Origin of the sequence: Kyrpidia sp. (assembly GCF_023512215.1) — a bacterium.
GTDB lineage: Bacteria > Bacillota > Bacilli > Kyrpidiales > Kyrpidiaceae > Kyrpidia > Kyrpidia spormannii.
On the sequence record NZ_JAILZZ010000010.1, the window covers coordinates 1 to 26,058 of the forward strand.

General features: G+C 60.3%; 25 protein-coding genes, 1 pseudogene and 1 riboswitch. Of the genes and pseudogenes, 24 read left to right on the top strand and 2 right to left on the bottom strand.

All coding sequences use genetic code 11. The annotated features are described in order from the left end of the window. Positions 1 to 333: 333 nt before the first annotated feature. The 3 genes from K6T64_RS05760 to K6T64_RS05770 are packed head-to-tail and all read left to right on the top strand — an operon-like array spanning position 334 to position 1,288. Positions 334 to 708 (top strand): VOC family protein, encoded by a 375-nt coding sequence (locus tag K6T64_RS05760; protein WP_100666605.1) that lies wholly within the window; start codon positions 334 to 336, stop codon positions 706 to 708. Positions 709 to 726: 18 nt separating this feature from the next. After that, positions 727 to 945, top strand: coding sequence for a hypothetical protein (locus K6T64_RS05765; RefSeq protein WP_288008970.1), 219 nt, complete (start codon positions 727 to 729; stop codon positions 943 to 945). After that, positions 893 to 1,288: a PaaI family thioesterase gene (locus K6T64_RS05770; protein ID WP_100666606.1), complete on the top strand. Its 396-nt coding sequence runs from the start codon at positions 893 to 895 to the stop codon at positions 1,286 to 1,288. Before K6T64_RS05765 ends, K6T64_RS05770 begins: the two co-directional genes overlap by 53 nt. Before the next feature lie 113 nt (positions 1,289 to 1,401). Here the strand turns inward: K6T64_RS05770 and K6T64_RS05775 are convergent, their stop codons facing one another. Then, positions 1,402 to 2,142 carry an SDR family NAD(P)-dependent oxidoreductase gene (locus tag K6T64_RS05775; RefSeq protein WP_288008973.1) on the bottom strand — a complete coding sequence of 247 codons (741 nt, stop codon included), beginning with the start codon at positions 2,140 to 2,142 and terminating at the stop codon, positions 1,402 to 1,404. Between the two features lie 211 nt (positions 2,143 to 2,353). On the opposite strand from K6T64_RS05775, the gene K6T64_RS05780 reads away from it, so the two are divergent. From K6T64_RS05780 to K6T64_RS05790, 3 genes are all read left to right on the top strand, one after another. Beyond that, positions 2,354 to 2,569: a hypothetical protein gene (locus K6T64_RS05780; protein WP_288008975.1), complete on the top strand. Its 216-nt coding sequence runs from the start codon at positions 2,354 to 2,356 to the stop codon at positions 2,567 to 2,569. Further along, positions 2,566 to 2,868, top strand: coding sequence for a type I glutamate--ammonia ligase (locus tag K6T64_RS05785; protein WP_288008976.1), 303 nt, complete (start codon positions 2,566 to 2,568; stop codon positions 2,866 to 2,868). Before K6T64_RS05780 ends, K6T64_RS05785 begins: the two co-directional genes overlap by 4 nt. A 166-nt stretch (positions 2,869 to 3,034) precedes the next feature. Next, entirely contained in the window at positions 3,035 to 3,991 is a 957-nt protein-coding gene (locus K6T64_RS05790) for a branched-chain amino acid transaminase (RefSeq protein ID WP_170099000.1), read from the top strand. Between the two features lie 221 nt (positions 3,992 to 4,212). On the opposite strand, the gene K6T64_RS05795 is transcribed toward K6T64_RS05790, so the two are convergent. Further along, complete coding sequence (locus tag K6T64_RS05795; RefSeq protein WP_288008978.1) at positions 4,213 to 5,853, bottom strand: alkaline phosphatase family protein; 1,641 nt, start codon at positions 5,851 to 5,853, stop codon at positions 4,213 to 4,215. A gap of 146 nt (positions 5,854 to 5,999) precedes the next feature. Here K6T64_RS05795 and K6T64_RS05800 point away from each other — a divergent pair. The 18 genes and pseudogenes from K6T64_RS05800 to K6T64_RS05885 form a co-directional block, all read left to right on the top strand. Then, positions 6,000 to 6,086 (top strand): annotated as a pseudogene (locus K6T64_RS05800) (tRNA-binding protein); the annotation flags it as partial. Between the two features lie 41 nt (positions 6,087 to 6,127). Further along, on the top strand, positions 6,128 to 7,159 hold the full coding sequence (locus K6T64_RS05805) for a dihydrodipicolinate synthase family protein (protein ID WP_288008980.1): 1,032 nt from the start codon (positions 6,128 to 6,130) through the stop codon (positions 7,157 to 7,159). Between the two features lie 124 nt (positions 7,160 to 7,283). Further along, positions 7,284 to 7,727 carry a cupin domain-containing protein gene (locus K6T64_RS05810; RefSeq protein ID WP_232070015.1) on the top strand — a complete coding sequence of 148 codons (444 nt, stop codon included), beginning with the start codon at positions 7,284 to 7,286 and terminating at the stop codon, positions 7,725 to 7,727. A 54-nt stretch (positions 7,728 to 7,781) separates the two neighbouring features. After that, positions 7,782 to 8,756, top strand: a complete 975-nt coding sequence (locus K6T64_RS05815) for an aldo/keto reductase (protein WP_288008982.1) — start codon at positions 7,782 to 7,784, stop codon at positions 8,754 to 8,756. A gap of 299 nt (positions 8,757 to 9,055) precedes the next feature. Continuing rightward, positions 9,056 to 9,301, top strand: coding sequence for a TFIIB-type zinc finger domain-containing protein (locus K6T64_RS05820; protein WP_100666616.1), 246 nt, complete (start codon positions 9,056 to 9,058; stop codon positions 9,299 to 9,301). Positions 9,302 to 9,480: 179 nt separating this feature from the next. After that, a complete protein-coding gene (locus tag K6T64_RS05825; protein WP_288008984.1) occupies positions 9,481 to 10,632 on the top strand; it encodes a murein hydrolase activator EnvC family protein in 1,152 nt (383 codons plus the stop codon). 79 nt (positions 10,633 to 10,711) lie between these two features. After that, a complete protein-coding gene (locus K6T64_RS05830) occupies positions 10,712 to 11,704 on the top strand; it encodes an AAA family ATPase (protein WP_198592078.1) in 993 nt (330 codons plus the stop codon). Beyond that, entirely contained in the window at positions 11,701 to 12,834 is a 1,134-nt protein-coding gene (locus tag K6T64_RS05835; RefSeq protein ID WP_288008986.1) for a DUF58 domain-containing protein, read from the top strand. The genes K6T64_RS05830 and K6T64_RS05835 overlap by 4 nt, the downstream gene beginning before the upstream one ends. Continuing rightward, on the top strand, positions 12,831 to 15,518 hold the full coding sequence (locus K6T64_RS05840) for a transglutaminase domain-containing protein (protein ID WP_288008987.1): 2,688 nt from the start codon (positions 12,831 to 12,833) through the stop codon (positions 15,516 to 15,518). The genes K6T64_RS05835 and K6T64_RS05840 overlap by 4 nt, the downstream gene beginning before the upstream one ends. An 83-nt stretch (positions 15,519 to 15,601) precedes the next feature. Further along, a riboswitch (purine riboswitch) is annotated at positions 15,602 to 15,702 on the top strand. A 99-nt stretch (positions 15,703 to 15,801) separates the two neighbouring features. Further along, positions 15,802 to 17,394, top strand: coding sequence for a glutamine-hydrolyzing GMP synthase (guaA, locus tag K6T64_RS05845; RefSeq protein ID WP_288008989.1), 1,593 nt, complete (start codon positions 15,802 to 15,804; stop codon positions 17,392 to 17,394). A gap of 16 nt (positions 17,395 to 17,410) precedes the next feature. Continuing rightward, complete coding sequence (locus tag K6T64_RS05850; protein WP_170084728.1) at positions 17,411 to 18,793, top strand: NCS2 family permease; 1,383 nt, start codon at positions 17,411 to 17,413, stop codon at positions 18,791 to 18,793. Between the two features lie 157 nt (positions 18,794 to 18,950). Continuing rightward, positions 18,951 to 19,313: a PadR family transcriptional regulator gene (locus K6T64_RS05855; protein WP_288008990.1), complete on the top strand. Its 363-nt coding sequence runs from the start codon at positions 18,951 to 18,953 to the stop codon at positions 19,311 to 19,313. Continuing rightward, positions 19,285 to 20,091 carry a hypothetical protein gene (locus tag K6T64_RS05860; protein WP_288008992.1) on the top strand — a complete coding sequence of 269 codons (807 nt, stop codon included), beginning with the start codon at positions 19,285 to 19,287 and terminating at the stop codon, positions 20,089 to 20,091. The genes K6T64_RS05855 and K6T64_RS05860 overlap by 29 nt, the downstream gene beginning before the upstream one ends. A 160-nt stretch (positions 20,092 to 20,251) precedes the next feature. Further along, positions 20,252 to 21,793 (top strand): sigma-54 interaction domain-containing protein, encoded by a 1,542-nt coding sequence (locus K6T64_RS05865; protein WP_288008994.1) that lies wholly within the window; start codon positions 20,252 to 20,254, stop codon positions 21,791 to 21,793. A 258-nt stretch (positions 21,794 to 22,051) separates the two neighbouring features. Further along, entirely contained in the window at positions 22,052 to 23,017 is a 966-nt protein-coding gene (speB, locus tag K6T64_RS05870) for an agmatinase (protein ID WP_288008995.1), read from the top strand. Further along, a complete protein-coding gene (locus K6T64_RS05875; RefSeq protein ID WP_288008996.1) occupies positions 23,010 to 24,383 on the top strand; it encodes a purine-cytosine permease family protein in 1,374 nt (457 codons plus the stop codon). Before speB ends, K6T64_RS05875 begins: the two co-directional genes overlap by 8 nt. A gap of 2 nt (positions 24,384 to 24,385) precedes the next feature. Beyond that, complete coding sequence (locus K6T64_RS05880; RefSeq protein WP_288008997.1) at positions 24,386 to 25,249, top strand: carbon-nitrogen hydrolase family protein; 864 nt, start codon at positions 24,386 to 24,388, stop codon at positions 25,247 to 25,249. Positions 25,250 to 25,254: 5 nt separating this feature from the next. Continuing rightward, positions 25,255 to 25,935 carry a cyclase family protein gene (locus K6T64_RS05885; RefSeq protein ID WP_288009048.1) on the top strand — a complete coding sequence of 227 codons (681 nt, stop codon included), beginning with the start codon at positions 25,255 to 25,257 and terminating at the stop codon, positions 25,933 to 25,935. Positions 25,936 to 26,058: the final 123 nt, after the last annotated feature.

A 26,058-nucleotide genomic window follows, 5' to 3' on the forward strand; every position in this document is an offset into this window, starting at 1 on the left:
GGGGCAGCAGTCGTATGGACGGGAAGCCTTTTTTTGATTCATAACAGTGTTAGCTTAATGAATTTTATCCTGTACACGGCGTGGGGATACTTTACGTTTACCGCAATGGTCATTCCTCTCCTGGCGGTCGTGGTGCAGTGGTGGCGACAACGTCGCGGACTGCACCAACAGTAATGCAATAAAAGAATTTGGCCGGTTTTGGGCCATGCTCATCCGCTCCAACGCAGCCTGGGGATGTAACTCCCTGGCTGCCGTCGTCATTTTGCCGGAGTCATGAAATAAGGTTAAAATGTACACATCCACGTCCATTGGAATCTTCAAAGGAGGGGTATCATGATTCGCGTCCGCTTCGTTTCCATCCCAGTGTCGGATCAAGACCGGGCGCTGAAGTTCTACACGGAGAAATTGGGGTTCCAGGTTGTTACGGATCAGCCCTTCGGCAACGGACAACGGTGGATTGAACTGCAGCCGCCAGGGGCAGACACGCTTGTGGTGCTGTTCACGCCGCCCGGTCATGAACATCTCATCGGTAAGTTCCAGAACGTGGCATTCACGTGTGACGACGTGGAAGGGACGTACCGGGATCTGGCGAGCAGAGGTGTTGAGTTTGTCCAACCCGCCCGCCGTGCGGAGTGGGGCGGTGTCGAAGCTATCTTCAAGGATCCAGACGGAAATACATTTGTCTTGGCGGCGCCCGCCAGGGAGTAAGTCCCGGGGGATGTGCCGGTGGAAGCAGTCATCAGGTCATGGGATGGCGGCTTGTTGCGACAGGCTACTTGGTCGGTGACTGGGCTTCTGGCGGCGGCCGGTGTCTTGGCGGCACCTCGCACCGCTCCCATCATCGTGGAAAAGCGAGCCAGAGGATTCACGGCTACCGGGGAGGTTGAACCAGGTGAACTTGGGATTGGACACACGAAATACGATCTTGGAAGTCCTGGGGATTGAAATTGTGGAGGTGGGCGAGGAACGGGTGATTGCCACGATGCCCGTCACGGGGGCCACTAAGCAGCCCGCCGGCATTTTGCACGGGGGTGCCTCAGTGGTGCTGGCGGAGACCGTGGCGACTGTCGGGACATGGAACCTGATCGACAAGGAAAGTCAGCAGCCGGTAGGCCTGGAGATCAACGCCAATCACATACGCAGCAAATCGAACGGCGTGGTGACGGCCACAGGTGTCCCGCTGCACCGCGGCCGATCGACCATGGTCTGGGATATCAAGATTACCGACGAAGATGGCAAGTTGATCTGTGTGTCACGGTGCACGATAGCCATCCTGAATAAAAAATAGGTTCTGCAAATAAAGATTGGAGCCGAAGGGCAGGTCGCGAGGCCCATCGGGGCGGTCGACCGAATGAAGTCTCATGAGGCCGTGCACCGTTGGATATCCCGCACAGGGGGTGTTTAGTCCACATAAATCATCTTCCGGGTCATGCCGCCGTCGATCACCAGGTTCACCCCGGTGACAAAATCGTTGTCCGGGTCGGTCAAATAAAGACAAGCCCGGGCGATGTCTTCAGGGCGGCCGACCCTGCCGCAGGGATGCTGCTGGTGATCCACGGGGCGAAGGGCATTGTAATCTCCCGTCTCGATCCATCCGGGACTGATACAGTTGACCCGGATCCGGTCCGGGCCCAAAGAGATCGCCAAGGCGTGGGTGAGGGCGACGATGCCGCCTTTGGATGCCGCATAAGCCTCGCTGCCCGGCTCGGACATGAGCGCCCGGGTCGAGGCGATGTTGACGATGGCCCCGCCTCCTGTTTCCCGCATAACCCGCGCCGCCTCCCGGCTGCAGAGAAAGGCGCCCCGCAGGTTTGTGGCCAGCACGTCTTCCCACTCTTCCACAGACAGATCGAAAGGTGACTTCCAAATGCCGATACCGGCGTTGTTCACCAAAAAGTCGATCCTCCCGAACCGCTGATGGGCCGCCTCGGCCAAGGCCACCGTGTCCTCGGGCCGGCGCACGTCGCAGATCTGAATGTAAAATGCGCCGGCGGGCCAGCCTTGAGCGGTCTCCTCGCATCCCGCGGGATCGAGATCGGCTAAGACCACCCGGGCTCCGGCATTGGCGTAAGCCCGGGCAACGGCGCGGCCGATGCCCCGCCCGGCGCCGGTAACGATCGCGACTTTCCCTTCAAATGGCATTGCTTTCTTCTCTCCCTTTATCAGCTTTGATGCGGATTCGAACGGCACCGTTGGTGACAAAAGCTCTCTGAGTCCAATGATAATCTATTGGCGCTGGAAAGGCGATCGCCTCATAAGAATATCAATTCCTTTCTTGGAGTCCGATCGATCTATTCAGATTAAATGGTCTGAACTAGAAAAAGAGGGACTGTCGGCCCTCGGGGCGGTGGAGATGGAATTCTACGTCTTCCACAGGTATGATAAAAGCGGGTATGAACCCACCTGGACGGGGTTGCAGTGCTATTCCGAGGTGAAGCAGGCGGAAGTGGACGACGTGCTGTTTGCTCTGGAGCGGTCACAGCGGCAGTGGGCGCATTGTCACCATTCTCTGTACTGGAGCGCGTCGGGGGAGAATGCTTTTTACGATCCCCGGGCCCCCATGGCATGAGCGATGTGTTCAAGCATTTTGGACAGCTCACCCACGCCCGTGCCCTGTGTGCCTTGGCCAACCCCTCCATCAACTCGTACCGTCGGTTGCGCCCTTATACGTTTGCTCCCAGTAACATCACGTGGGGGTTTGAGAACCGCATGTGCTTGATCCGGGCGCCGCACACCCGGGGGCAAGGGACGCACCTCGAGAATCGCCTCCCGGGGGCGGATCACAACCCATACCTCATGATCGCGGCCATGTGCGCGGCGGGCTTGGACGGGATTCGAAACCGAACCCCCTTCCGGATCCGGTGGTGAACGAAGACGCCCGTGCGATCGATGGGGGCGGGCCCCTGCCGGCGAGTCTTGCCGATCGTATGTTGCGGTCAAGAGCAACGAGATCCAGCGGTTCAACGACCACGTGACGGACTGGGAGGTCCAGGAATACGCGGAATTGTTCTGACCCGCGAAAGGAGACGATGGTATGTCCCAGTCTTCGGCCCAAGGTCCGTCGCCGAAACAGGAGATCAGCGGAGGATATTGTTTCTTTAAAGGTGAGATTGTTCCTTTAGCTGATGCGAATGTCAACATCACCACCCATGCACTCAATTACGGCACCGGCTGTTTCGAGGGGATCCGGGCCTATTGGAATCCTGACCAAGGACAGCTTTACATGCTGAAAGGTCTGGAGCACTTCCAGCGACTGCATCGTTCCTGCCGGATTCTCAAGATCGAGTGCCCGTACAGCGCCGAGGAACTGGTGGATATCACGGTGCGCGTTTTGCAGAAGAACGGTTACCGCGAGGATGTGTATATCCGTCCGCTGGCATTTAAGGCTTCTCAGGTCATCAAAGTGACGTTATCCGGTCTCCGGGACGAGATCGCCATCTTCACGGTCCCGATGGGGGATTACGTCAAAACCGAAGGGTTATCAGTGGTCGTCTCCAACTGGCTCCGGGTGGCGGATAACATCATTCCTTCCCGGGCCAAGGTTACCGGGGCCTATATCAACCCGGCCTTGGCCAGTGATGCCGCCACGGCAGACGGGTATGATGAAGCGATTATGCTCTCCGCCGATGGTCAGGTGTCCGAAGCGAGTTCGGCCAACCTGTTTGTGGTTCGGGGCGGGACTCTGGTGACGACTCCGGTCACCGCCGATATTCTCGAAGGGGTCACCCGGCGGGCGGTCATCACTCTGGCCCAGGATCTCGGTATCCCCTATGAGATTCGCAATATTGATCGCACAGAACTTTACGTCGCGGACGAGATGTTCCTGGCTGGAACCGGGGCCCAGATCGCGGCCATCACGTCGGTGGACCGGCGGCCAGTGGGCGACGGCGGGGTTGGCCCCATAACCCGGCGGTTGCAGGAAGTCTATTTTCGAGCTGTGCGGGGGTACGAAGAGGCGTATCGGGATTGGCTGACGCCGGTTTACGGCTGACGGGGCCGCGGCCTTTGGCCACAAGCGGGGACCGGATGGGGCCGTGCGCGAGAGACGGCGAAGGTGCATTGTTCCGGGATATGCCGGAGAGTGAAGCGACCAGATTGGTGATGCCCCTCATCCGGGCACGGGCGACAGATTTGCGCCCGTACCAGAGAGGGGCATCGCTGTGGTGAGCCGGAGATGGCTTAGAGCGATGTCTGTGGGGGACTCCGACTCCGTTACCTGCCGGAGAGGGTCGGAACTGTGAGGGCTGAGGCCGAGGCGGCCTTGCCAGAGTTCTGGCCGGCCGATTCACCGGCTGCACCCTGGGCTACGCCCGAGGGTCCCCCTTGCTGTTGCGCGTGCTGGACGGGGGGCTGCACCGGTTCCCCGGTCTCCGGATCGAGGAACAGCTTGTCCGCTCGGGGTCCGTGGCTGAAGTCGAACATTCCGTTCAACGATCCGGCCACCGCATCGAAGGAGCCGTCTCCGATCCGCCCCAATTTCCAGTTATCTTCGATAAACCGCAGGATCGAGGATTGGTCCGTCAAGGTATGGTCGACATAATTCTGCTTCGCATAGGGCGAGATCACCAAGAGGGGCAACCGGGGGCCATAACCGGCCCGATCCAGGTACGGCGCCAGCTTCGGCGTACCCGCATCCCCTTTCCCGAAGAGGACATCGTACGTAGGATCGGTCGATCCGTTGACCAAGGGGCCCATCACATGGTCATACCAGCCGTCCGAGTCGTCATAGGAAATGATGACCGCAGTACTGTTCCATTCCGGCAGTTGCTGCAGCCGATTGATGGTGTTGACGATAAAATGCTGTTCATCCAAAGGATCGGAGTAGCCGGCGTGGCCGTCCTGGTAATTCGCCGCCTTCAAGAAGCTGACCGCCGGAAGATTGCCGGCCTCGGCGGCTGCCCAGAAATCTGTCAGATCGTACTGGTGATTGGCCCGGTCGGTGTGGCCGATCATCTGTACCGAGGTCGGCGGCAGGTGGTCGGGGTTCGCGGTGGACCGGTAATATTGGAACGGCTCGTGATGGGGATTATAGTCGGTGACTTTGTTCCCGGCGATGTTGGCATGCTGGGCTTGAGTGTCCCGAAATCCGCCTTGGAACCATCCCCAGGTAATACCTTTGGCGTTCAGCAGATCACCGACATTCTTGCCCACCATCTCCATCCGGGCTTTCGGGCTGGACGCCTTGTCATAGTACGGATCGATATCGCTGAACAGCGTGCCGTGGGCGATTTTTCCCGGAATGTCTCCGACCCGCTTGCCGTCCACATACCCGATGGCCCCGTGGGTTTGTCCGGCGATAAGGTTCAGGGCGCCGGGGGTAGAAGGTCCGTAAACCGTCCCGAAAGAGTTGTCGCTCATGGCGTAGTTCTGGGCGTAGTTCCAGAGGGCCGTGACGGTGTTGCCGTCGTAGTAATCCATGACGATCGATTTATCCGCGCCGGCGCCGGTAGATTCCACGAACTTGTCCATGGCCCCGCCGTCAGCGGCCGCCTGTTCCGCCGTGTATCCGTGGTCCATATCTGCCGTCACGGCCTGGGACCGGTCGAGGCGCTTGGGGTTGGCAGCGTTCGGGTTGTGGTTGAGTAGATACGGCGTGAGGCCGTTAACCTTCGGCGTGCCGGGTTTCGGAGTAAAGGCCGGTTCACCCGGCGGGTTCGCGGCATTGGGATAGGTGCCAAAATAATGATCAAACGAGACATTTTCCTGGAAAATGACGACGACGTGCTTGATGGGGGTGGTGGTGTTCGAAAAACTGTCCATCCAGTCCGGGGCTGCGCCGACGGCCATCGGCGTCACGGCTAACATCGCCGCCGCTCCGGTGGCCAACATGGCGGCCATCCTGCGCTTGGGCATTCCCATGACCTCCCTTGAACTATTTCGTTTTCCGTATCTATGATAAAAGGCCGTAACTTAAAAAGAGAGGTCATTTTGTCATCTTATTCCTAAGAACAGCTAACAAAATCGTAAAGAGAACCGGCGGCCTTAAATATGCTAAAATACGATCCAGTGCCCAGATCACAAGGCGATATGATCCGTCGGACATCGTTGGGCGGCAAGTGGTGGCGGTGGTGAATTCTCCGCGGAAATGCCATTGCGTAATCGCGTATGAAAGGGGATGGCCAAAGCGGTGCAAGCGGATCGTGAGCGGGAGCGGTGGATGAATCACATTTTCCCCGGTGGATTCCCCGCGTTGTGGTGCCCGCCCATCACCCATTATCGGGAGGACGGGTCCCTGGATGTGGAGCGGATCGAAGGGCATCTCGCGTGGATGTCCGGGTGGGTCTCCGGATTTTTGGTACCCGGGTCCACGAGTGATGGTTGGGAAATGTCAGAAGACGAAGAAGACCAGTGGGTTGACTTGGCTCTGCGGGTTGCCGAAGAAAAAGGTCTGTTTCTCTGGATCGGCGTCCTGCGGGGGAGGGGGGACGAAGCGGCGGCGCGGATCCGGCAATGGATGGACCGCTTGGCTCCGGGGGGTGCCGAGGACCTGGTGAAGCACCGGATCGCCGGATTTGCCGTTTGTCCCCCAAGAGGTCCGGGTGTCACCCAGGATCGGGTTTATGACGACCTCCGGCAGGTGGCAGAAACCGGAGCGCCGCTTTGTTTTTATCAAATCCCCCAAGTGACCCAAAGTCGGGTGGAGCCCGAGACCCTCGGCCGCTTGATCGAAGAGTTCGGCAATGTTCTCGCCCTGAAAGACTCCAGTGGAGAAGACCGGTGTGCGGCGTCCGCTGAGGTACGGGGGCACATTCGGTTGATGAGGGGGGCCGAAGGGGATTATCTACAGTGGTGGGCTGAGGCCGGCGGCATCTATGATGGGTTTTTGCTCAGCACCGCCAATGCCTTCGGCGAGGCGTACACCCGGATGTTTGACGCCTGGCGCAAGGGCGACAAGGAGGCGGCCCAGGACCTGTCCCGGCGCCTGACGGCGGTGATGGAGAAGGCTTTTGGCCTCGCGCAAACACTGGGCGTGAGCAATGCGTTTGCGGCGGCGAACAAACTGATCGACCACTTTTACGCCCATGGTTCGGGCGCGGTAAAGATTTCCGGGCCCCGGGTGCGCGGCGGTCAGCAGATTCCCACTTTGGCCCTGGAGGAGACGGGGAAGGTGCTCAGGGAATACGGGCTGCTACCGGAGCGGGGTTATTGGGCCAAGTGAGGTGGGACACGTTCGCGGGGCTAGTATATTTTCCGAGGATAGAATATAATGGCGATGGGTGTAGTGACCGACCGGCCCAGGAGCGTCCTGGGCGCCGGTTGAATCATGGCGAGGAGGGATGAACGTGGGCGAGGTGTTGGGTGTTGCGGCGGAAGGGAAAAACTATTCCGTCGTCCATGCGGGTGAGTTCAGTGCGTTGGATCAGGTCAAAACGAAAAGCCCGGGCAAGGTATTTTTGAAGAGGGCCCTCGGCCTCACGGGGATGGAAGTCTCTTTAAACAAGATCGGTCCCGGTCAGTCTGCTCCGTTTGCCCACCAACATAAAAACAATGAAGAGCTCTACATATGCATCAAAGGATCTGGCCAATTTCAGGTGGACGGGGATGTCATCGACCTGCGGGAGGGCACCGTGGTGCGCGTGGCTCCGGGCGGAACGCGAGCATGGCGGAACAACTCGAATGAAGATTTGTATATGATCGTCATCCAAGCGCCGCAAGGCAGCTTGGAAACCTGGACGGGTTCTGACGGGATTATCGTTGAAGGCGCGGTTTCTTGGCCGGAGGGATGAAGGTCGGATCACCTCCGGGGGCTGATTATTCTGGCGGATCGGGGAGGTCAAGGAATGGAGTATCGGCGGCTTGGCGCCAGCGGCCTGGAAGTTTCTGCGGTGGGCCTGGGAACCAATGCCTTTGGTTCCCGGGCGGACCGGGAGACGTCGATCCGGGTTATCCACGCGGCCCTGGATCGAGGAGTCAATTTTATTGATACGGCCAATATCTACAGCGGGTCTCGTTCCGAGGAGATCATCGGCGAAGCTCTCCAGGGGCGCAGGGACCAGGTCATTCTCGCAACGAAGGCGGGGCTCCCCTGCGGCAGCGGACCCAACGACCGAGGAGCTTCTCGTTATCATATCCAGAGGGAACTGGAGCGCAGCTTGCGGCGGTTGAAAACGGATTATGTCGACCTCTATCAGATTCACACCTTTGATCCCTATACCCCTCTGGAGGAAACCCTTCGCACCCTTGATGATCTCGTACGGGCGGGTAAGATTCGCTATATCGGTGCTTCGAACTATACGGCTTGGGAATTGATGAAAGCCCTGGGGGTGAGCGACCGGCTGGGCTTCACCCGGTATATCTCCATACAGCCGTGTTACTCCCTGGCGGATCGAACGGTGGAGATCGAATTGGTTCCGCTGTGTCTGGACCAGGGGATTGGCATCATTCCGTACTTTCCCCTAGCGGGTGGCATTCTGACGGGGAAATACACCTCCAAGGACGATGCCCCCAAAGGGTCCCGGGCGGATAAAGATCCGAATTTTGCCAAACGCCTTGATCCGGCCCGGCTCGAATTGGGTCGCCAGGTTTCCCGGTTGGCCGAGGAGCGGGGTCTGGTTCCCGGAGCTCTGTCTCTGGCTTGGTTGTTGAGCCGGCCCGCTGTATCGACGGTGATCGTCGGCGCCACCCGGGTCGAACAGGTCGAAGAGAATCTGCGGGCGGCGGATGTCAATTTGGATGAGGATTTGGCTGCCGAGCTGGATCGGATCAGTGAACCGTTCCGGAGAAGCGAGCCTTTCGCGAGTTATCGGCTTGATTAGGATAGAAGTGTTGGGCCGTATGTTGTTCTCTGGGCTTGCATAAGGGAGCAATACGGCGATAATTTCACATGATCGGTCGTCAACGTATGGGGGCCCCAGGGACGTGTGAAAATATGGATTGCGGAAACTGGAAATTTGGTTAGAATTATTGTAAGGACGGTCTGCACCGTGCCGATCGCGATGGTCGGTTTGGTGCCGCGGAGCGTCTGTTATGTTATAATTTAGGTTTCCGCATGGTGAAACTGCCGCCGGTGGTACACCGGGGACGTGTCAGATGGCTCTAAGGGAGGCTACTCGGAATGAGAGGCTTCCGTAGAGCCGAGTCGTCGTTATCTCTGTTCCGGAGACATGGTGTCAACTTGAAAAGGATGGTGGGGTCCCACATGGTATGCCCCGTCTGTGGAAAGCGCACCGTCGGCAAGATCGGCGGGCACCACTACTATTGTCGCGAATGTTGCCACGTCATCCAGAAGCAGGGCGATCAGATTAAAGTGTACGAAATCAGTGAGGATGGGAAACTAACGTTTTTGCGGACGGCTGGTTAAGGGTTGGCGTCTGGATGAGACGGCAGATACGGGGAGGGTCGCTATCGAGCGGCGCTCCCTTTTTTGTGCCATTTTTTGCCCTCTCTTTCGTTCGCCGAAATTCGACGGGGGCGGCAGGGATTTTGCCGGACGATGTCGAATTAAAAGAGGCGGTCTTATGTACGAGGGGAGGGAGAAGCGTGCAGCGACGAGGAGTCTCGGCGGTCTTGGCCGGGGTCCTGTTGACAGGAATGGCTTTGCCTGTGGCTCAGGCGAATGTGGCCGATTCCCAACGCCAGTTGCAGGAGATTCAGGCCAAGCACAAGAACACCGCTGCCCAGATTCAGCAATTGCGGAGCCGGGCGGTCACCATCGAGGAGCAGATCCAGCAATTGCAGAATCAGGTCCAACAGACCCAGCAGCAGATTTCCGATCTCCAAGGACAGCTGCAAAGCTTGAACGCACAGATTGCGGATACCGAGCAGAAGCTCACCGCCGCGGAGGAACAACTCCAGATCCGGCAGGATTTGCTCAACCAACGGCTTCGGGCCATGTATGAAGATGGCACCGTCAGCTATCTGGAGGTGCTCCTCTCGTCGACGAGCTTCAGCGATTTTGTAGATCGATTGTACGCACTGAAGACGATTGCCGAGCAGGATAAGAAGCTTCTTGAGGATACGAAGAAGAAGCGGGATCAGGTCCAAGCCCTCAAAGCTCAGTTGGAAGCCGAGCGCCAGCAGCAACAAGCTGCTTTGGCCCGGATGTCCGACACAAAACGCCAATTGGAAGCTCAAAAGCAGATGCAACAGGAGCAGTTGAGTCAGGTCCAACAGGCGAAACAACAGCAGGAGCAGCAGTACGCCCAGGAACAGGCGGCGATGGATTCCTTGAGTGCGGCGATCCAGGCCCAGTTGGCGGCGATGCAACAGAACAATGTGGTGGTGGAGGGGACGAACCACCCGTGGTTGTGGCCGGTGCCCAGTTCTCACACGATCACGTCGGATTACGGGGATACCGGAGGGCGGAGTGTCCCCCATAATGGGGTGGATATCGGGGCGCCGCTGGGTTCGCCCATTGTCGCCGTGGACGACGGCGTGGTGGTATACGCCGGGCCGGCCAGCGGATTCGGGCATTGGATTGTGATTCGCCACGCCAACGGGCTCATGAGCGTTTACGGGCACATGTATGCAAGCGGCGTGTTGGTGGCGCCGGGCCAGCAGGTCAAGCGCGGCCAGGTCATTGGACTGGTGGGATCGGATGGAGAGTCCACGGGGCCCCACCTGCACTTCAGTGTTATTACCGGGTTTAGCGGCGGACGGATGGTCACGGTGAACCCGCACGGGTATATTTAAAGAAGGGAATACTCGGGAAGCGACCGGGTGGCGCCCGGGCCGGGGATACCCCGGCTTGTTTTATACTGGGGGGATTTTCATGATCCAGGAGCGGCCGGTGCCGCCGGTGGAGGGCGGGGGGACACCGGAGCCGTTGGCCCGGGTTCTCCGACAGGTCGGGGAAGTGATCCTCGGCAAGGAATCGGTGGTGCGCTTGGCGCTGGTCGCCCTATTGGCAGAGGGTCACATCTTGTTGGAGGATGTCCCCGGGGTAGGGAAGACACTTCTAGCCCGGGCATTGGCCAGAACCATTGGCTGCGGATTTCGCCGAATTCAGTTTACCCCGGATCTTTTGCCGGCGGACGTGACCGGGGCCGCCATTTTTAATCAGAAAACCCGGGAGTTCGAATTTCACCCCGGGCCGATTTTTTCCGAAATCGTACTGGCGGACGAGATCAACCGGGCTTCTCCCCGGACGCAATCGGCCCTTTTGGAGGCCATGGAAGAGCAGTCGGTTACGGTGGACGGAGTCACCTATGCCCTTCCTAAGCCGTTCCTCGTGATGGCGACCCAGAATCCCATCGAGTACGAGGGGACGTATCCGCTGCCGGAAGCTCAGTTGGACCGGTTTCTGATGCGGCTACACCTCGGGTATCCCGAACGCAGCCAGGAGATGAACATCCTGGCCCAGTTCCGCCGGCAAGAGTCGGAACGCCAACTGTCGGCCGTGCTCAGTGTCGATGAACTGCGCCAGTGGCAGGTGACCGCGTCCCGGGTTTACGTGGATGATATCATGGAGGGGTATATCGTCGATGTGGTGCGGGCCACTCGACGTCACCCCGATGTCGAGCTCGGGGCGAGCCCCCGGGCGAGTCTGGGGCTCATGCGGGCGGCCCAGGCTCACGCGGTGACGGAGGGCCGGGACTACGTGGTTCCCGATGACGTTCAGGCGGTGGCGAAGGCGGTGCTGGCTCACCGGATCGCTTTGCGTCCCGAAGCCAGGTATCAGGACAAAGAGTCGGACGGAGTGGTCGCGGAGGTTTTGGGTCAGGTAGAGGTCCCCCGGGGCCGGGGAAGGGTTGGACGGCTTTGAGGGCGGCTTTGGCCTACCTCCGGGTCGTCGGTTGGACCATGGTCGTTCTTGCCATGGGGTATGCCTTCGCAAAGATCCAGGGAGGGTTTTCCGGCTGGTATTTATTTGCCGTGGTGGCCGTTTTGTTTGTCTATGAGTGGATGGCGGTGTGGACGAGTACCCGGGGATGGGAAGTGGCGGTGGCTGCGGACAAAGAATCCCTATGGGCCGGGGAAGAACTCGTGGTGGAACTCCGCTGGCGCCGATGGCGGTGGGCCTCTTGGCTGACCTGGGCCCGGGTCAAGGTGGGGGCGGCAGAATGGGCCACCGTTCTTCCACCCGGCGATTGGGCGGGGAGACGCCAAGCGCCCATGGGTCCCCTGGCGAGGGGTGAGTACCGCCTCGCCCCGGCGGAAGTAGAAATCAGTGATTTTTTTGGCTTGTACCATGTGCGGATGAAGGTAGGCAACGGACCGACGGTGGTTGTCTATCCCCAGCCCCTGGAGGAGCGATCCGGGCTGCAAATTCTCAGGGCCCCGGCTCACAAAGGGTTTCGGGAGGAACGGCCGGGGATGACGGCAAGACCCTACCGCCCCGGGGATCGACTGAACTGGATTCACTGGCGGGCCACGGCGGCCCGGGGCCTGCTCCAGTCCCGGGAGGCGGAAGCGGGAGATCCCGGGCGGTGGGTGGTGTGCCTCGACCTGCGACGGCAGGCGTACGCGGGGGATCCCGAAGCCTTCGAACAGGCGGTGCGGGCGGCGACGGCGGTGGTGCTGGAACGGGACAGGTCAGGAGAAGGGGGATTTTGGACCACTGACGGTTGGTGGGTTCGGGGACCCCGGGGGAAGGGCCCGCTGTGGCCGGCCGTTCGCCGGGCTTTGGCTGCAGCCCGGTGGGGTGAGCCCGCCGGGGAAAAGGGCGGGGCGCTTGTCGACCGGGTCATCCGGGAAGTGGGGTTGCGCGTCGGGGAAGAAGCGATTGTCATCACGGGAAAGGCGGGCGCCGAAGAGTGGGAAGAGGTGATCCGGCGCTGGCGCGGCCGGGGCGGAGAAGCCGTGCTTTATGTGGCCCGGGGAACCGAAGGGCGGGAACCGATATCAGACCGTCCTGCCGGTTTTCGGGGTGAGAGGAAAGGGGCACCTGGATGATCGGAAAGGGTGCGATGGGAGACGGCCAGGCGGGAACTGTGTGCAGGGAGGCCGGAACGATGCGCAGGGAGGGGACGGCGGCCCGCCTCCCGAAGGGAGGGGCGCGCAGACCGTGGGCGGTTCACATTCTCGCTTTTTTATGGATGGCTTGGGTGGCGGCCGCTGTCGCCAAGGCGGGGGGTGACCCCTGGCCTTGGCTTTGGGGCTTTTACGTGGTGGGAGTCTACATCTTGGTCGTGACGGTCAGGCTCAGGTGGCGCCTTCCCCTGCTGGTTCTTTTAGCCGGATTTTTGTGGTGGGCCGGATCGTGGGGAGCGCCTGGCCCCGGGGTGCTGTCAGGAGGAGTCGGTGCCCCGGGGATGGCACTGGATGGAGCCGCGGTGGGCCGGACGGGATGGCCGGTGGCCGGGAGCGTTGGGGCCCCTGGGGATGGGGGGCAGGCCTCGACTGTGGCAGCCGGTGCCCCCGCGTCGGGGTCCGGATTGAAGCAGCCGGTTTCCTGGTGGGGCACCGCCGTAGATCAACTGGTCCGGGTGGTGGGGGCGGCGCTGGACGGCCGATGGACTGACCTCATGGTAAATGCTCAGGGGCCCCTGGGAAGAGGGGCGGCCGTCCTGTTATGCGGATTGACTACATGGGTTTTCGCCCGCTCGGTGGAGAGAGGCCTGATATGGACCTGGCTTTTGGCCGGGGAGATGGTGCTGGCACTGACCGACTCGTTTTTTGTCAGCCAGGCGGTGCCCCTGGTCGGCACCGTGATTCTCGGCATCCTCCTGGCGGCCACTGCCCGGGGACTCTGGTGGGGACAAGGGAAGTCCTGCCCGAAACGGGCTCTGGCTGCTGGGTTAGCTCTTTCCGTCACGGCGGGGGGAGTCGGGCTTTTGGTCCCCAAAGAGCCCCCGGCATGGCCGGATCCCCTGCTGTTGCTAACTGGCCGATCATCCGCTCCTTTGAAAAAGATCGGGTACGGCGAGAACGACCTTGAACTGGGCGGCTCCTTTGTCCAGGATTCCACCGTGGCCTTCACCGTTGTTGCGCCCGAGGCGACGTATTATCGCGGGGAAACCCGGGACGTGTACACTGGACATGGCTGGGCCGCGTCCCCTTCGTCGGCGGACAACCGGGTTTTTCAGGCTTTATTGCAAGGGGGACGGCTCCCTTGGCCGGCGGATGGAACCTTGCACGGGGTATCCACCCGTACCATTCGCCAGTCGATCACGGTGCAAAATGGCCCCCTTCCGGTGGTGGTGGCGGCCTATCCGCTCACCCGGGTGGTGTCTGTGGCCTTGAACCACGAGGGGGCGTTTCGAACGGATCCCGCCGGTGCCTGGATGTCTTTTGGGAATTTGGTGCCCGGAGACCGGTATACGGTGGAATCATCAGTTCCCGTCAGTGTGCCGGAGGGAGCGAAACAAGCCTTGCCCGCCGATCCCGCCGGCCTGCCGCCAACCGTTCGCGCGGATTTGCAACTTCCTCCTGACGTCCCCGCCCGGGTGGTGGATCTGGCCAGGAGAATCACCGCCGGCCAGCCCAGCGTTTACGGGAAAGCCCAGGCCCTCATCCAGTACCTGAAAAGCCATTATCAGTATGAAACGCAGCAGATTCCCGTGCCCCGACCCGGGCAGGATTTTGTGGACCAGTTTCTATTCGAGTCCAAAATTGGCTATTGCGACCATTTTTCGACGGCCATGGCGGTCATGGCCCGGAGCGTCGGGCTCCCCACTCGCTGGGTCAAGGGATTCGCCCCGGGACGTCCGGTCCAGACCCTGGATTCCGGAAACAAACTGTACGCGGTTCGCAATGCGGATGCCCACTCCTGGGTCGAGGTGTGGATTCCCGGATATGGGTGGATGCCTTTTGACCCGACACCTTCAGTCGTATCAGGGGCGCCAGGGAATTCCGGGGCGCTGGAGCCAGGGGGCTCCAATGGTCAGGACTCGGTGCAAGGATCAGGAGCGACGGGGGGCAGTGCCTCACCCCAAAATCCCTCTCGGGGGACGCCAGCGCCGCCTTCCGTCTCCGGGAGTGTCAATGGGCCCGGCTCCGGCAACCCCAGCGGAGCGGGAACGGACAGCGGACTGCTTCACCACGTCGGTCTCGGCGGGGCGCCGGGCCGGATCCTTTTGGGGACGGGAGTCGGGGTGTTGGTGATCTTGGCTGCCGGCGCCGCAGTCATTTTCGTTCTGAGGCGGCGGGGTTGGACTTTCCGGCGAGTGCCTCCGGAGACTCGGCAGCTGTTTGCCACACCCCCACCGCAGGATGCCGGGGATGCGGTGGAGCGGCTGCAGGATTGGTACGTCCGGCGGGGGTACCCCCTCACCCGGGATACGACGGTGAGGGATATTGTGCAGACGTTGGCTTGGGAAGTGCCGCAGGCGGCAGGTTCCGTCGGGCGGCTGTTGGTTGCCCTGGAGTCGGCGCTGTACGGACAGGGTCCGGAAGGACCGGCGAAGGAGTCGAAGGGCAGGACGAAACCCGTGACGGAGAGGGTGGTTCCCAACAGGGCTCCGGGGGCTGTGCAGCCCGGGCCCGACGGAGGCGCGCCCGACGGGCAACGTCTCGGGGCCGTCAGCTTGGCTTGGCGGGAAATCGCCAGGGTTGTAGGGGATCCCAACTCCGCGGGCGGTGGCGCAGGTTCCGGCGCACCCCGAGCCCACCGATGTAACCGGTCTTCCTCCAATTGACGGAATGGTGGCGGTCCTGTACCATGATGTGGGGACATGACTGGCCTTCAAGGGCATGATCGGTAAGAGAATATCCCTGTGGCCGCTGCGTGCAGCCACCGACCCGTATAATGCCGGGAATAGGCCCGGCAGTCTCTACCGGGCGACCGGAAATCGCCCGACTACGGGGGAGTGCGGATTGGAAAAACCATCCGTCTGCCTCGTATACCCATGGGAAAGGACGGTTATGATACCGTTGCTTGGGACTGAGGTGGCGGATGGTTTTGTTGTTGGGAGGGAGATCATGGAACCGCACGAATGGATCGCCGTGCTGGACTTCGGCGGCCAGTACAATCAGCTCATCGCCCGTCGGATTCGTGAGTTGCAGGTATACTCCGAACTGTTGCCCCCGGACGTGAACCTCGACGAATTGCGTCGGCGTGGTCCCCGGGGCATCATCTTTTCCGGCGGCCCAAACAGCGTGTACGCCCCGGGGGCACCCGCGGTGGATCCGCAGATCTACGAGTGGGGCATCCCGGTGTTGGGGATTTGTTACGGCATGCAGCTCATGGCGGCGCATTTTTCCGCCCCGGTGGACCGGGCGGCGGCCGGGGAGTACGGAAAAGCCCTCCTCGAGCGGGTGCCGAACCCAGCGTCCGTCTCCGCCGGCGTTTCGGGTCATGCGGCGAATACCCCGGGCTCTCAGCCGGACTTGCTGGACGGGCTTCCCGATCGGCAGACCGTTTGGATGAGCCATGGCGATGTCGTCACCGCTCCGCCCGAGGGATTTGTGGTGGAAGGGCGGACGGACCGGTGTCCGGTGGCGGCCATGCACCACCAGGAAAAATCCCTTTACGCCGTGCAATTTCACCCCGAGGTCCAGCACACCGAGTTCGGCCAGGACATACTGAGGCGCTTTGTCTACGACATCTGCGGCTGCACCGGCGGTTGGACCATGTCCTCCTACGCCCGGGAGGCGGTGGAGGAGATCCGGCGGCAGGTTGGGGACGGCCAAGTGTTGTGCGCCCTGTCAGGCGGGGTGGACAGCGCCGTGGCCGCCGTTCTCGTCCACCGGGCGGTGGGGGATCGACTGACCTGCGTCTTTGTGGATCACGGCCTTCTGCGCAAAGGTGAAGCGGATCGCGTGATGGAAGCCTTCGCCCGTGGATTCGGTATGAAAATTGTCCGGGTGGACGCGGGACGGCGGTTTCTCGCCCGGCTGGGGGGCGTTCGGGATCCGGAGCAAAAGCGCAAAATCATCGGGGAAGAGTTTATCCGGGTATTCGAGGAAGAGGCGGACCGGCTCGGGAAATTTGACTTCCTGGCTCAGGGAACGCTGTACACAGATATTATCGAAAGCGGCACCAAAACGGCGGCGACAATTAAATCACACCACAACGTCGGCGGCCTGCCGGAGAGGATGTCTTTCCGGTTGATCGAGCCCCTCAACACCTTGTTCAAGGATGAGGTGCGGGCATTGGGCACAGAGCTCGGAATCCCCGAGGACATCGTTTGGCGCCAGCCCTTTCCCGGCCCGGGTTTGGCCGTCCGGATCTTGGGCGAGGTGACGCAGGAGCGGCTGTCCATCCTCCGGGAGGCGGACGCCGTGGTCCGGGAGGAGATCCGCAAAGCCGGCCTCCATCGCGAGATCTGGCAATATTTTGCCGTCCTTCCCGACGTGCGCAGTGTCGGGGTTATGGGAGACGAGCGGACATACGCCTACACCATCGCCATCCGGGCGGTGACCTCCCGGGACGGGATGACGGCTGATTTTGCCCGGATTCCCTATGAGGTCCTGGAGAGGCTCTCCGGCCGCATCGTCGCCGAAGTGCCCCAGGTCAATCGCGTGGTTTACGACATCACCTCCAAGCCGCCCGCCACCATCGAATGGGAATAGAAAGGGGAGATTCACGATGGACAAGTTTTTCCACCTCCGGGAACGGGGGACAAGCGTCGGGACGGAGATTTTGGCCGGGCTCACCACCTTCATGACCATGGCCTACATTCTTTTCCTCAATCCGAATATCCTCTCGGTGACAGGGATGGACAAAAGTGCCGTTTTTTTCGCCACCGCCGTCGGGGCCGGACTCGTCACCATCCTCATGGGGCTGGTGGCCAACATCCCGGTGGCCCTGGCGCCCGGGATGGGGCTCAACGCGTATTTTGCCGTGATCGCCGCCTCCAAGGGAGGCATGATGTCTTGGCAAGTCGCCCTTGGGGCGGTTTTTATATCCGGTATCATTTTTATCATCCTGACGGTGACGAAAATCCGGCAGCTTTTGGTGGTGGCGGTTCCCGATGCGCTGAAAATGGCCATCACCGTGGGCATTGGTTTATTCATCACACTCATCGGGTTAAAAACCGGGCAGATCACCGGTGTGCAGTACGTGGGGGGCCCGTCGCAAAATGCCATCGCCGGCGGGGGCACCCCGGTGTTACAGTTTTTTGAGTGGAATATCCTCCTGACGAACTTCATCCAGAACCGCGGGGCTTTGTTGACGATTATCGGCCTGATCATCATCGCGGTGCTCATGGCCCTGCGGGTGCGGGGGGCGCTGCTGATCGGGATCCTGCTCACCACGGTGATCGGAATTCCGATGGGACAAACGGACCTCTCCAAACTGACCCAGACCCCGATGCTCCCCAGTGCTGAACATCTGGCCGTGGGTCAGCTGGATATCATGGGCGCGATCCACATGGGCTTGATTGAAGTGGTGGCGGTGTTCACCTTCGTGGAGCTTTTCGACACCTTTGGGACCCTCATCGGGACGACCAACAAGGCCGGGCTGTTGAAAGGGCCGGAAGGGGAGAAGACCCTGGGCCGGGCCATGCTCGTGGATGCCACCGGGGTGAGCCTGGGGGCGCTGCTGGGGACGAGCACCATCACGGCCTTCGTCGAGAGCGCCTCGGGGGTGGCCGAGGGCGGGCGTACGGGGCTCACGGCCATCACCACCGGGGTGCTCTTTTTGCTCGCCACATTCTTGCTGGCGCCAATTGCAGCCGTGATTCCCGACTCGGCCACGGCGCCGGCGCTGATCATCGTCGGGGTGCTGATGATCCAGGCGGTGCGGAATATTGATTTTGTCGACCCCGTCAAGGGCATCCCGGCCTTTCTCACCATCGCTCTGATGCCTTTCACCTACAGCATCGCCAACGGTATCTCCGCGGGCATCGTGTTTTACGTCCTGCTCGCGGCCCTGCGAAATCTGTTCACGAAGGAGAAAGAGCCGATCCACTGGCTGATGTGGATTCTCGCCGTGTTGGTGGTGCTGCGGTATATTTTCTTAGGCGTTTGACCGTGATGGAGATTTTAGCCGGGGTTTGCGCAATCCAGCGCGACCCCTTTTTTGTGCGGCCGGGAATCTTGTTACGTATGGTACCTTGCATAACAATGTACATTGTTGTACATTATACCTGAGCGATCGAAGGATCTCCGGGAGAAGAGGCGGTGTCGTGGAGAAGAGAAGCACCCAACTGTTGAAAGGCGTGCTTGACATGCTGCTGTTGGCCTTCATCGACCGGGAACCCTGCTACGGGTACGAGATGGTACAAAAACTTCACGAGAAAGGGCTTGAGCTCGTCGGTGAAGGGAGCATCTATCCGCTGTTGAGCCGGCTGGAAAAGGGTGGGCTGGTGGAAGGGTATTTTGTCCGATCCGATCAAGGGCCGAATCGAAAATACTACCGCATTCTCCCCCGCGGACGCGAGCAATTGGGGCAGTGGAGCCGCGAGTGGCGCGAATTCGCCCGGGCTGTGCGCCAGGTCCTGGATGAGGAGGCCGCCGAGAATGGACGAACAAACGAGAAAAAGGATTGACCGCGTTGTACTGGAATGTGAGGTCTTTTGGTTGCTGCGCCGAATTCCCCGCACGCAGGTCGAGGTGATGAAGACGGAATTGGAGGAGCACCTGTATGATGCCGCCGAGGACGGAAAGTTGGTGGAGGACGTGGTGGGCGAAGATGTTAACCAATTTGCCGACGAATGGGCCAAAGCGGTTCAAGCTCGACGATCGGTGTCCGCCAAAATCAAAGATGGGCTCTACGTACTTCTCGTCGCGGCGTCGGTGGTGATCCCGTTCAAACACATCATGGAGCGCAGGGGAACTGTTTGGTTTTCCTGGGCGGATGTGGTTTTGATTGTCGCGATAGGGGCAGCGATTCGCTTAATTTTATCTCCCCAGATCCTGGTGCCGGGAAAGGGGCGATCCTGGAAGAGGGGTGTCGCTGTGTCAGCCCTGATTCTCGCACTCGCGGCAATTCCGGGCATTCCCGTCTATTATGCCGCGACCCACCGCCTTCCGGTGGGAATCGTGCAGTGGCCCTGGTACGCCAGCCTCTTCCTCCTTATCGTGACTTGGATCTATTCCCGGTGGGTGTTGAGGACCGATGTAACCGCTCCGATCCAATCCCCGGAACAGATTCGTAGAAAATATTGGAGAAATGGGCGGATTGTAGGTATTTATACGGTCGCCCTTCTGGCCGTGGGAATCTGGTGGTGGCGGGCCACAGGGACATCGTTGGAATTGGCCAGCGGGATGATGACCATTGTCGGGATTCTGTGGTGGACCAAGTTGTTGACGTGGTCGAAGATATGAAGATCAATAGAGTTGTTCGAGACCACAGCGTTCTCGCTTTTGAGGTATGTGGCTCTATGGAGAATCGCTGACCGGTCAAGGTATAATGGACGCACGATACGTCAGGGAACCGGACAGGGCGGTTGGGCGGTGGCCGTTTTCCGAATGGAGGGATGCCAGAATGGCAGGAGACGATCGGAAGGGCCGGGGTACGGATACCTCCGAGCACGGCCAGGGTCTTTCAGGTCAGAGTTTCCCGGCGGACCCAGACGTGCAGCCGGCGCTCTCCGGACAGACCGAGCAGCCGCAGGAACCTGAGTGGGACCCCGGGCCGGAAGAGGAACTGGAGATGATCTTGAACTCCGTGTACGACGACATCGTTATCACCGATGGCCGTGGGGTCGTCCTGCGGGCTAGTCGGTCCTGTCAGCGCGTGTACGGCCGAAGCCCGGAAGAGCTGGTGGGGCAATCTGTTGCGGAACTCGAACGTCAAGGCATTTTTCGCCCATCTATCACTCTGCGGGTTCTCGCCACCGGGACCCGGCAGACGGTGATCCAAACCACGGCCGATGGCAGTAAAAAGTTGGTCACCGCCACCCCGGTGTTTGATTTCCAAGGGCGGATTGTCCGGGTGGTTTCGTACTCCCGCGACGTCACCGAATTGATCGAATTAAAAGAGCATCTCGCCGAACTTCAACAGCAGATGGGCCGGGTCACCCGAGAGCTGGAACACCGGCGAAGTCTGGATACCGAAGTCGATGGACTCGTGGTGGAGAGCGGGGCCATGAAGCGTCTGGTGCGCCAGATGGCCCAATTGGCCAAGCATGATGTCACCGTCTTGCTTCGAGGGGAATCCGGGGTGGGCAAGGGCGTGTTCGCTCGCTATCTGCACCAGCACAGCCCCCGGGCCGAGGGCCCGTTTATCGAGATCAACAGTGGGGCTCTTCCGGAATCCCTGGCGGAATCCGAATTGTTCGGCTACGAACAAGGGACCTTTACCGGCGCTCTGAAATCTGGAAAAATCGGGCTCATTGAACTGGCCCACGGGGGAACGTTGTTCCTCGATGAGGTGGGTGATCTGCCCCTTCCCCTTCAGGTCAAGCTCTTGAAAGTGATCCAGGAAAAAACCTTTTATCGCGTAGGCGGTCGGGCGCCGGTCCACTCGGATTTTCGCCTGATTGCCGCGACCAATCGCGATCTCGAGGCGTTAGTGCGGGCAGGGGCTTTTCGGGAAGATTTGTTTTATCGTTTAAATACGGTTCCCTTGACGATTCCGCCCTTGCGGGAGCGGCGGGAGGATATCCCGGGGCTGGCCGGATACTTCCTCGAACGGTATAATGCGAAATACCACGCCCGGAAGAGGATCGATCCCAGGGCGCTTCGGCAGTTGGTCGACTATCCGTGGCCCGGCAATGTGCGGGAGTTGGAAAACCTGATCGAACGCCTGGTCCTCCTCGTAGAGGGCGAGGTCATCCAGCCGACCGATTTACCTTTCGGTGATGCTGCGGGAAACGGGCACAGGATGGACGACAACCTGTCGGATCCTCTGTCCCCGGGTTTGGGGGCCCTGCCTTTGCCTGACCTGGTGGCGGCTTATGAACGGCATCTGCTTGACGAGGCTCGGCGCCGATGTCGGAGCACCACGGAGATGGCTTCCCTTCTCGGCGTCAGTCAACCGACGGTGGTCCGGAAGCTGCGGCGGTATTTTGGTTCCACGGGCTAGGCCGGGAACTGGCCAGGCGGACTGGCTGTTGAGAAGGGGTGCTGTTATACGAACTTGTATAGGGACTTATACAGATCTGTATAAGTTTGACGACCAAGCTGTTCGTTTGCTGGATGGAGCCAGCACCAGACAGCCTCAAAAATCACTTGAATTCCCTGTACTTCTGTCCCCACTGACCCTTCAAACCTCTCTTCGATACGTTATGTATTCTAACATGGTACGAATCCTGCATGATCCCTTCGCACAGGAGGGATCGAAATGCCGTATCAACCGAAGGATTCTTTTGAGTCGCCCCGATTTTGTGGGGTTCGCACCTTTATGCGCCTGCCTTATGTGGAACATCTCGACGCCGGAGAACCGATCGATTTTGCCGTGGTGGGGGTGCCCTTTGACACCGGCCAGTCCTATCGCTCCGGCGCCCGGTTCGGGCCGGCCCACATCCGAGATTTTTCCGTGTTGCTCCGACCCTATCATCCCCAGCAGGACATTAACGTTTTTGATTATGTCTCCGGGATCGACTACGGGGATCTTCCGGTGGTGCCAGGGTATATCGAAGAAACGTACCGCCGGATGGTCGAAGGCTTGACGCCACTGCTCGATCGCAGCATTGTGCCGATAGTCCTGGGCGGGGACCACAGTATCACCCTGGGAGAGCTTCGCGCCGTGGCGAAGCGGTACGGCCCCGTGGGTCTGATCCATTTCGACTCCCATTCGGACACTTGGGACAGCTATTTTGGCCAAAAATACAATCACGGGACGCCTTTCCGCCGGGCTGCCGAGGAGGGGCTGTTGGCTCCGGAGCGGGTGATTCAGGTGGGGATGCGCGGGCCGCTGTACGGGCCAAAGGATCTCGACGATGCCCGGCAGTTGGGGTTTGCCGTGTACACCACCGACGACTTGCTCGCCATGGGAATTCCCGAGATGATCCGGTTGATCCGGGAGCGCGTCGGGAGCGGGCCAACGTTTCTCTCCTTTGATATCGATTTTCTCGATCCCGTGTACGCACCCGGGACGGGGACTCCCGAGGTAGCCGGTGTCACGGTTGCCCAGGCTCAACAGTTGGTACGGGGACTCGCGGGTCTGAACATCGTCGCGTATGACCTGGTGGAGGTCCTGCCCGCGTACGACAGTGGCCAGATCACCGCCGCGGCCGCGGCGAACGTGGTGTACGAATTTATTGCCCTTCTCGCCCTGCAAAAGAGAGGAGGTCATCGGGATGGCTGATTTTACGTCTTCGTTTGGTCAGGACAGTGTGCACCCGGTTCCCCGGGACCGGCGCTCCATGGGCTTTTTTTCCACCTTCTCGCTCTGGGTAGGGGCCAATGTTGTCGTTACCACGGTGTTCACCGGGATGCTGTTGGTGCCGGATTTGCCGTACCTGCAGGCGATCGCGATTATTCTTCTCGGCTCGTTGGTGGGGGGTGTGGCCCTGGCGCTGACGGGCAACATCGGGATGCGCACCGGACTGCCGACGATGATCCTCACCCGGGGGGCCTTTGGCCACCGGGGTGCGGCCCTCCCGTCGGCGGTCAATACGATTGTTCTTATCGGATGGAGTTGGATCCAGGCTTATATGGCGGGGTTGAGCCTCGATCACGCGGTGGAGTACCTGACGGGTTATAGCAATGTGGCCCTGTTTACGATCCTGACGGAGATCATTGTCGTGGTCATCACCATCTACGGCCACCGCGGGATCGAGCGGACAGAGAACCTCATCGCCACGGCGATGCTCGTGTTGTCCGTGGTGGTGTTCGGCTATATGTTCATGAAATTTAACATCGGGAATCTGATTTCTATGGCGGCGAGCGAGCATCCTCAGCTCACAGTGATGGTCGCCTTTGACATCGTCGTCGCCACAGCCTTCTCCTGGTTGTCCTCGGCCTCCGATTATAATCGAAATTGTCGGGCGGAAAGAACGGCCATCGTCGGGACGTATTTCGGCTACAACGTGGCGACTCTGGTGGCCATGGGTTTGGGGGCCACGGTGTCCGGATTCTCGATTCTGGGGAACATGACCCAGACCTATGATCCGACTGAACTAATTGGACAAGCGAATCCTGCCCTTGGCTTTGTGGCGGCGGTGGTCATTTTCCTGTCCGTCGTCTCGACCAACGTCATGGCCCTATACAGCGCAACCATGTCGTATTTGGCCATTTTTCCCGGTCATCGATATTGGATTCCCACTGCGGTGATGGGGATAATTGCCACCGCCGGGGCCATGTTGCAGAATTGGCTCCTCGAACATTTCCAAAATTTTTTGCTCATGGTGGGGACGTTGTTCATTCCGGTGGGGGCGATCCTGTTGACGGATTATTATATCTTGCGCCGCAAGAACTACGACGCCCTAGAGATTGTGACGGGCCACAAGAAACTCTACTGGTACCGAAATGGGGTGAATGTGCGGGCCTATCTCGCCTACATCATCGGGGCGGCGTTCGCGTATTATTTTTCCTACGTCCACACCCTGTCCACCGGGGCGACGGTACTGACGTTTCTGCTCACCTCGGGGGTTTACTGGGTGCTTATGAAGGTAGGGGCGTCGGCCGAGGGGGAGTCCCGGGCGGAGTATGGCCTGGGTGAGGAGGCCTGAGGATGAAGGTTCGCATCGCAGTGGTGCAGGATCGCTACGACGTCGGGGCGGTGGAAGAGAATTTGGCAAAGATGGAGCGGGCCGTGGCCAAGGACTTAGTTGCCGAGTTCCGGGTGAAGAGAGAGGGACGGGCCAATGGGGAGGAGCCGGTGGTTTCCTCCCCGGATTCGCCGCGGGTTTATGTGTTTCCGGAGTTGTGCGTCCCGGGCTATGAAGCCACGCCGCAAGAGATGGGGGAGCTCGCTGAGCCGAGGGACGGTCCCTCGTTCCGTCGCGTGGCGTCCATGGCTCGCCGGGCGTCCGCCTATGTGGTCTACGGATATGCGGAGCGAAGTGAGGACGGGCGGATGTACAATGCTTTGCAGTGCGTGGGCCCGGAGGGATCTTCCTTGGGGAACTATCGCAAAATTCACCTGGCCGGAGCGGAGGGCGAGGTGTTCACGCCCGGCGACGGGTCGGTGGTATTCGATACGCCCATGGGCCGGGTGGGCCTGATGATCTGTTGGGATCTGGCCTTTCCGGAACTGGCCCGCACCCTCGCCCTGGCCGGGGCCGAGATGATTTGGGCGGGAAGTGCCTGGGAGAAACCCTATGGCGGGCCTTTCCAGCGCTTTGCCGCCGCCCGGGCCCTGGACAATACGCTTTTTCTCGCCGTCAGTAACCAGGTGGGCCAACCTCGGACCCTGGACTTCTGTGGAGACAGTGCCGTATACGATCCCACGGGGGTATCGGTGACGGGGCTCGGTGAAAAGCCCGGCTTGGCGGCGGCGTGGATCGATCTCGCCGATGTGGATCGGCACAGAAGCCATTTTTATACGATGCTGCGGGAGAGACGGCCGGAATGTTATCATGAGGCGGTGAGGTGATGCCGATGTTTCGACCTCGGAAGATCGTGGATCTCTCCATGCCCATCCGAAGGGGCATGCCGGTCTATCCCGGGGATCCCCAGCCGGATCTGCAACCCGCGGCTACCCTTGACAAGGATGGCTTTAATGTCTCCCATCTTCATTTGGGAACCCACACCGGCACCCATGTGGATGCGCCGTATCATTTTTCCGAGGGCGGCGCCCGGATTGACTCCCTGCCCCTGGAGTGGTTCGTCGGCACGGGGCTGATCATTCCCGTCCCGGGAAAGGGACCGAGGGAATGCATCTGCCTCGAGGAGGTGGCTCCGTGGGTGGAGCGGGCCAAACCCGGACAACTGGTCCTTTTTGCGACGGGATGGTGGCGCAAGGCCGGGGAGGCCGACTACGTTCGCCATCCCTATGTCGAGGTGCGGGTGATCGAGGCACTCCTTGAGCGGGGTGTTCGGGTCTTCGGTATCGATGCCATGAACATCGATCCCACCGGGGAAACGGACTATCCCGTGCACCGGGCGATCACCGCGGCAGGAGGGATTATTATCGAAAATTTGTGCAATCTGAACGCGGTGGATTTCGCCGATCCTGTCATTGTGGTGTTTCCCCTCCGGATCGAGGGGGCCGATGGATCGCCGGTGCGGGCGGTGGCCATGGATCTGGGAGATGGAGGTTCGGCGGTTCGGGAGGGGTGATCGACCGAAGAAATCGGCCGCCAGGAATGCGGGGTTAGAATGAACTATCTGCGGCGAAGAAGGTATGCCGGATTTTTCCGAGGTGGCGGGCACAGGGGGAGACTGCCCGCCGGGAAGGGGGGC

Excerpts from the sequence above, each read along its gene's own strand:
- K6T64_RS05760 (WP_100666605.1), top strand. The coding sequence starts at position 334 with ATGATTCGCGTCCGCTTCGTTTCCATCCCAGTGTCGGATCAAGACCGG.
- K6T64_RS05775 (WP_288008973.1), bottom strand. The coding sequence starts at position 2,142 with ATGCCATTTGAAGGGAAAGTCGCGATCGTTACCGGCGCCGGGCGGGGC.
- K6T64_RS05780 (WP_288008975.1), top strand. The coding sequence starts at position 2,354 with ATGGAATTCTACGTCTTCCACAGGTATGATAAAAGCGGGTATGAACCC.
- K6T64_RS05785 (WP_288008976.1), top strand. The coding sequence starts at position 2,566 with ATGAGCGATGTGTTCAAGCATTTTGGACAGCTCACCCACGCCCGTGCC.
- K6T64_RS05790 (WP_170099000.1), top strand. The coding sequence starts at position 3,035 with ATGTCCCAGTCTTCGGCCCAAGGTCCGTCGCCGAAACAGGAGATCAGC.
- K6T64_RS05795 (WP_288008978.1), bottom strand. The coding sequence starts at position 5,853 with ATGCCCAAGCGCAGGATGGCCGCCATGTTGGCCACCGGAGCGGCGGCG.
- K6T64_RS05815 (WP_288008982.1), top strand. The coding sequence starts at position 7,782 with ATGGAGTATCGGCGGCTTGGCGCCAGCGGCCTGGAAGTTTCTGCGGTG.
- K6T64_RS05820 (WP_100666616.1), top strand. The coding sequence starts at position 9,056 with ATGAGAGGCTTCCGTAGAGCCGAGTCGTCGTTATCTCTGTTCCGGAGA.
- K6T64_RS05830 (WP_198592078.1), top strand. The coding sequence starts at position 10,712 with ATGATCCAGGAGCGGCCGGTGCCGCCGGTGGAGGGCGGGGGGACACCG.
- K6T64_RS05840 (WP_288008987.1), top strand. The coding sequence starts at position 12,831 with ATGATCGGAAAGGGTGCGATGGGAGACGGCCAGGCGGGAACTGTGTGC.
- guaA (WP_288008989.1), top strand. The coding sequence starts at position 15,802 with ATGGAACCGCACGAATGGATCGCCGTGCTGGACTTCGGCGGCCAGTAC.
- K6T64_RS05850 (WP_170084728.1), top strand. The coding sequence starts at position 17,411 with ATGGACAAGTTTTTCCACCTCCGGGAACGGGGGACAAGCGTCGGGACG.
- K6T64_RS05860 (WP_288008992.1), top strand. The coding sequence starts at position 19,285 with ATGGACGAACAAACGAGAAAAAGGATTGACCGCGTTGTACTGGAATGT.
- K6T64_RS05865 (WP_288008994.1), top strand. The coding sequence starts at position 20,252 with ATGGCAGGAGACGATCGGAAGGGCCGGGGTACGGATACCTCCGAGCAC.
- speB (WP_288008995.1), top strand. The coding sequence starts at position 22,052 with ATGCCGTATCAACCGAAGGATTCTTTTGAGTCGCCCCGATTTTGTGGG.
- K6T64_RS05875 (WP_288008996.1), top strand. The coding sequence starts at position 23,010 with ATGGCTGATTTTACGTCTTCGTTTGGTCAGGACAGTGTGCACCCGGTT.
- K6T64_RS05880 (WP_288008997.1), top strand. The coding sequence starts at position 24,386 with ATGAAGGTTCGCATCGCAGTGGTGCAGGATCGCTACGACGTCGGGGCG.
- K6T64_RS05885 (WP_288009048.1), top strand. The coding sequence starts at position 25,255 with ATGTTTCGACCTCGGAAGATCGTGGATCTCTCCATGCCCATCCGAAGG.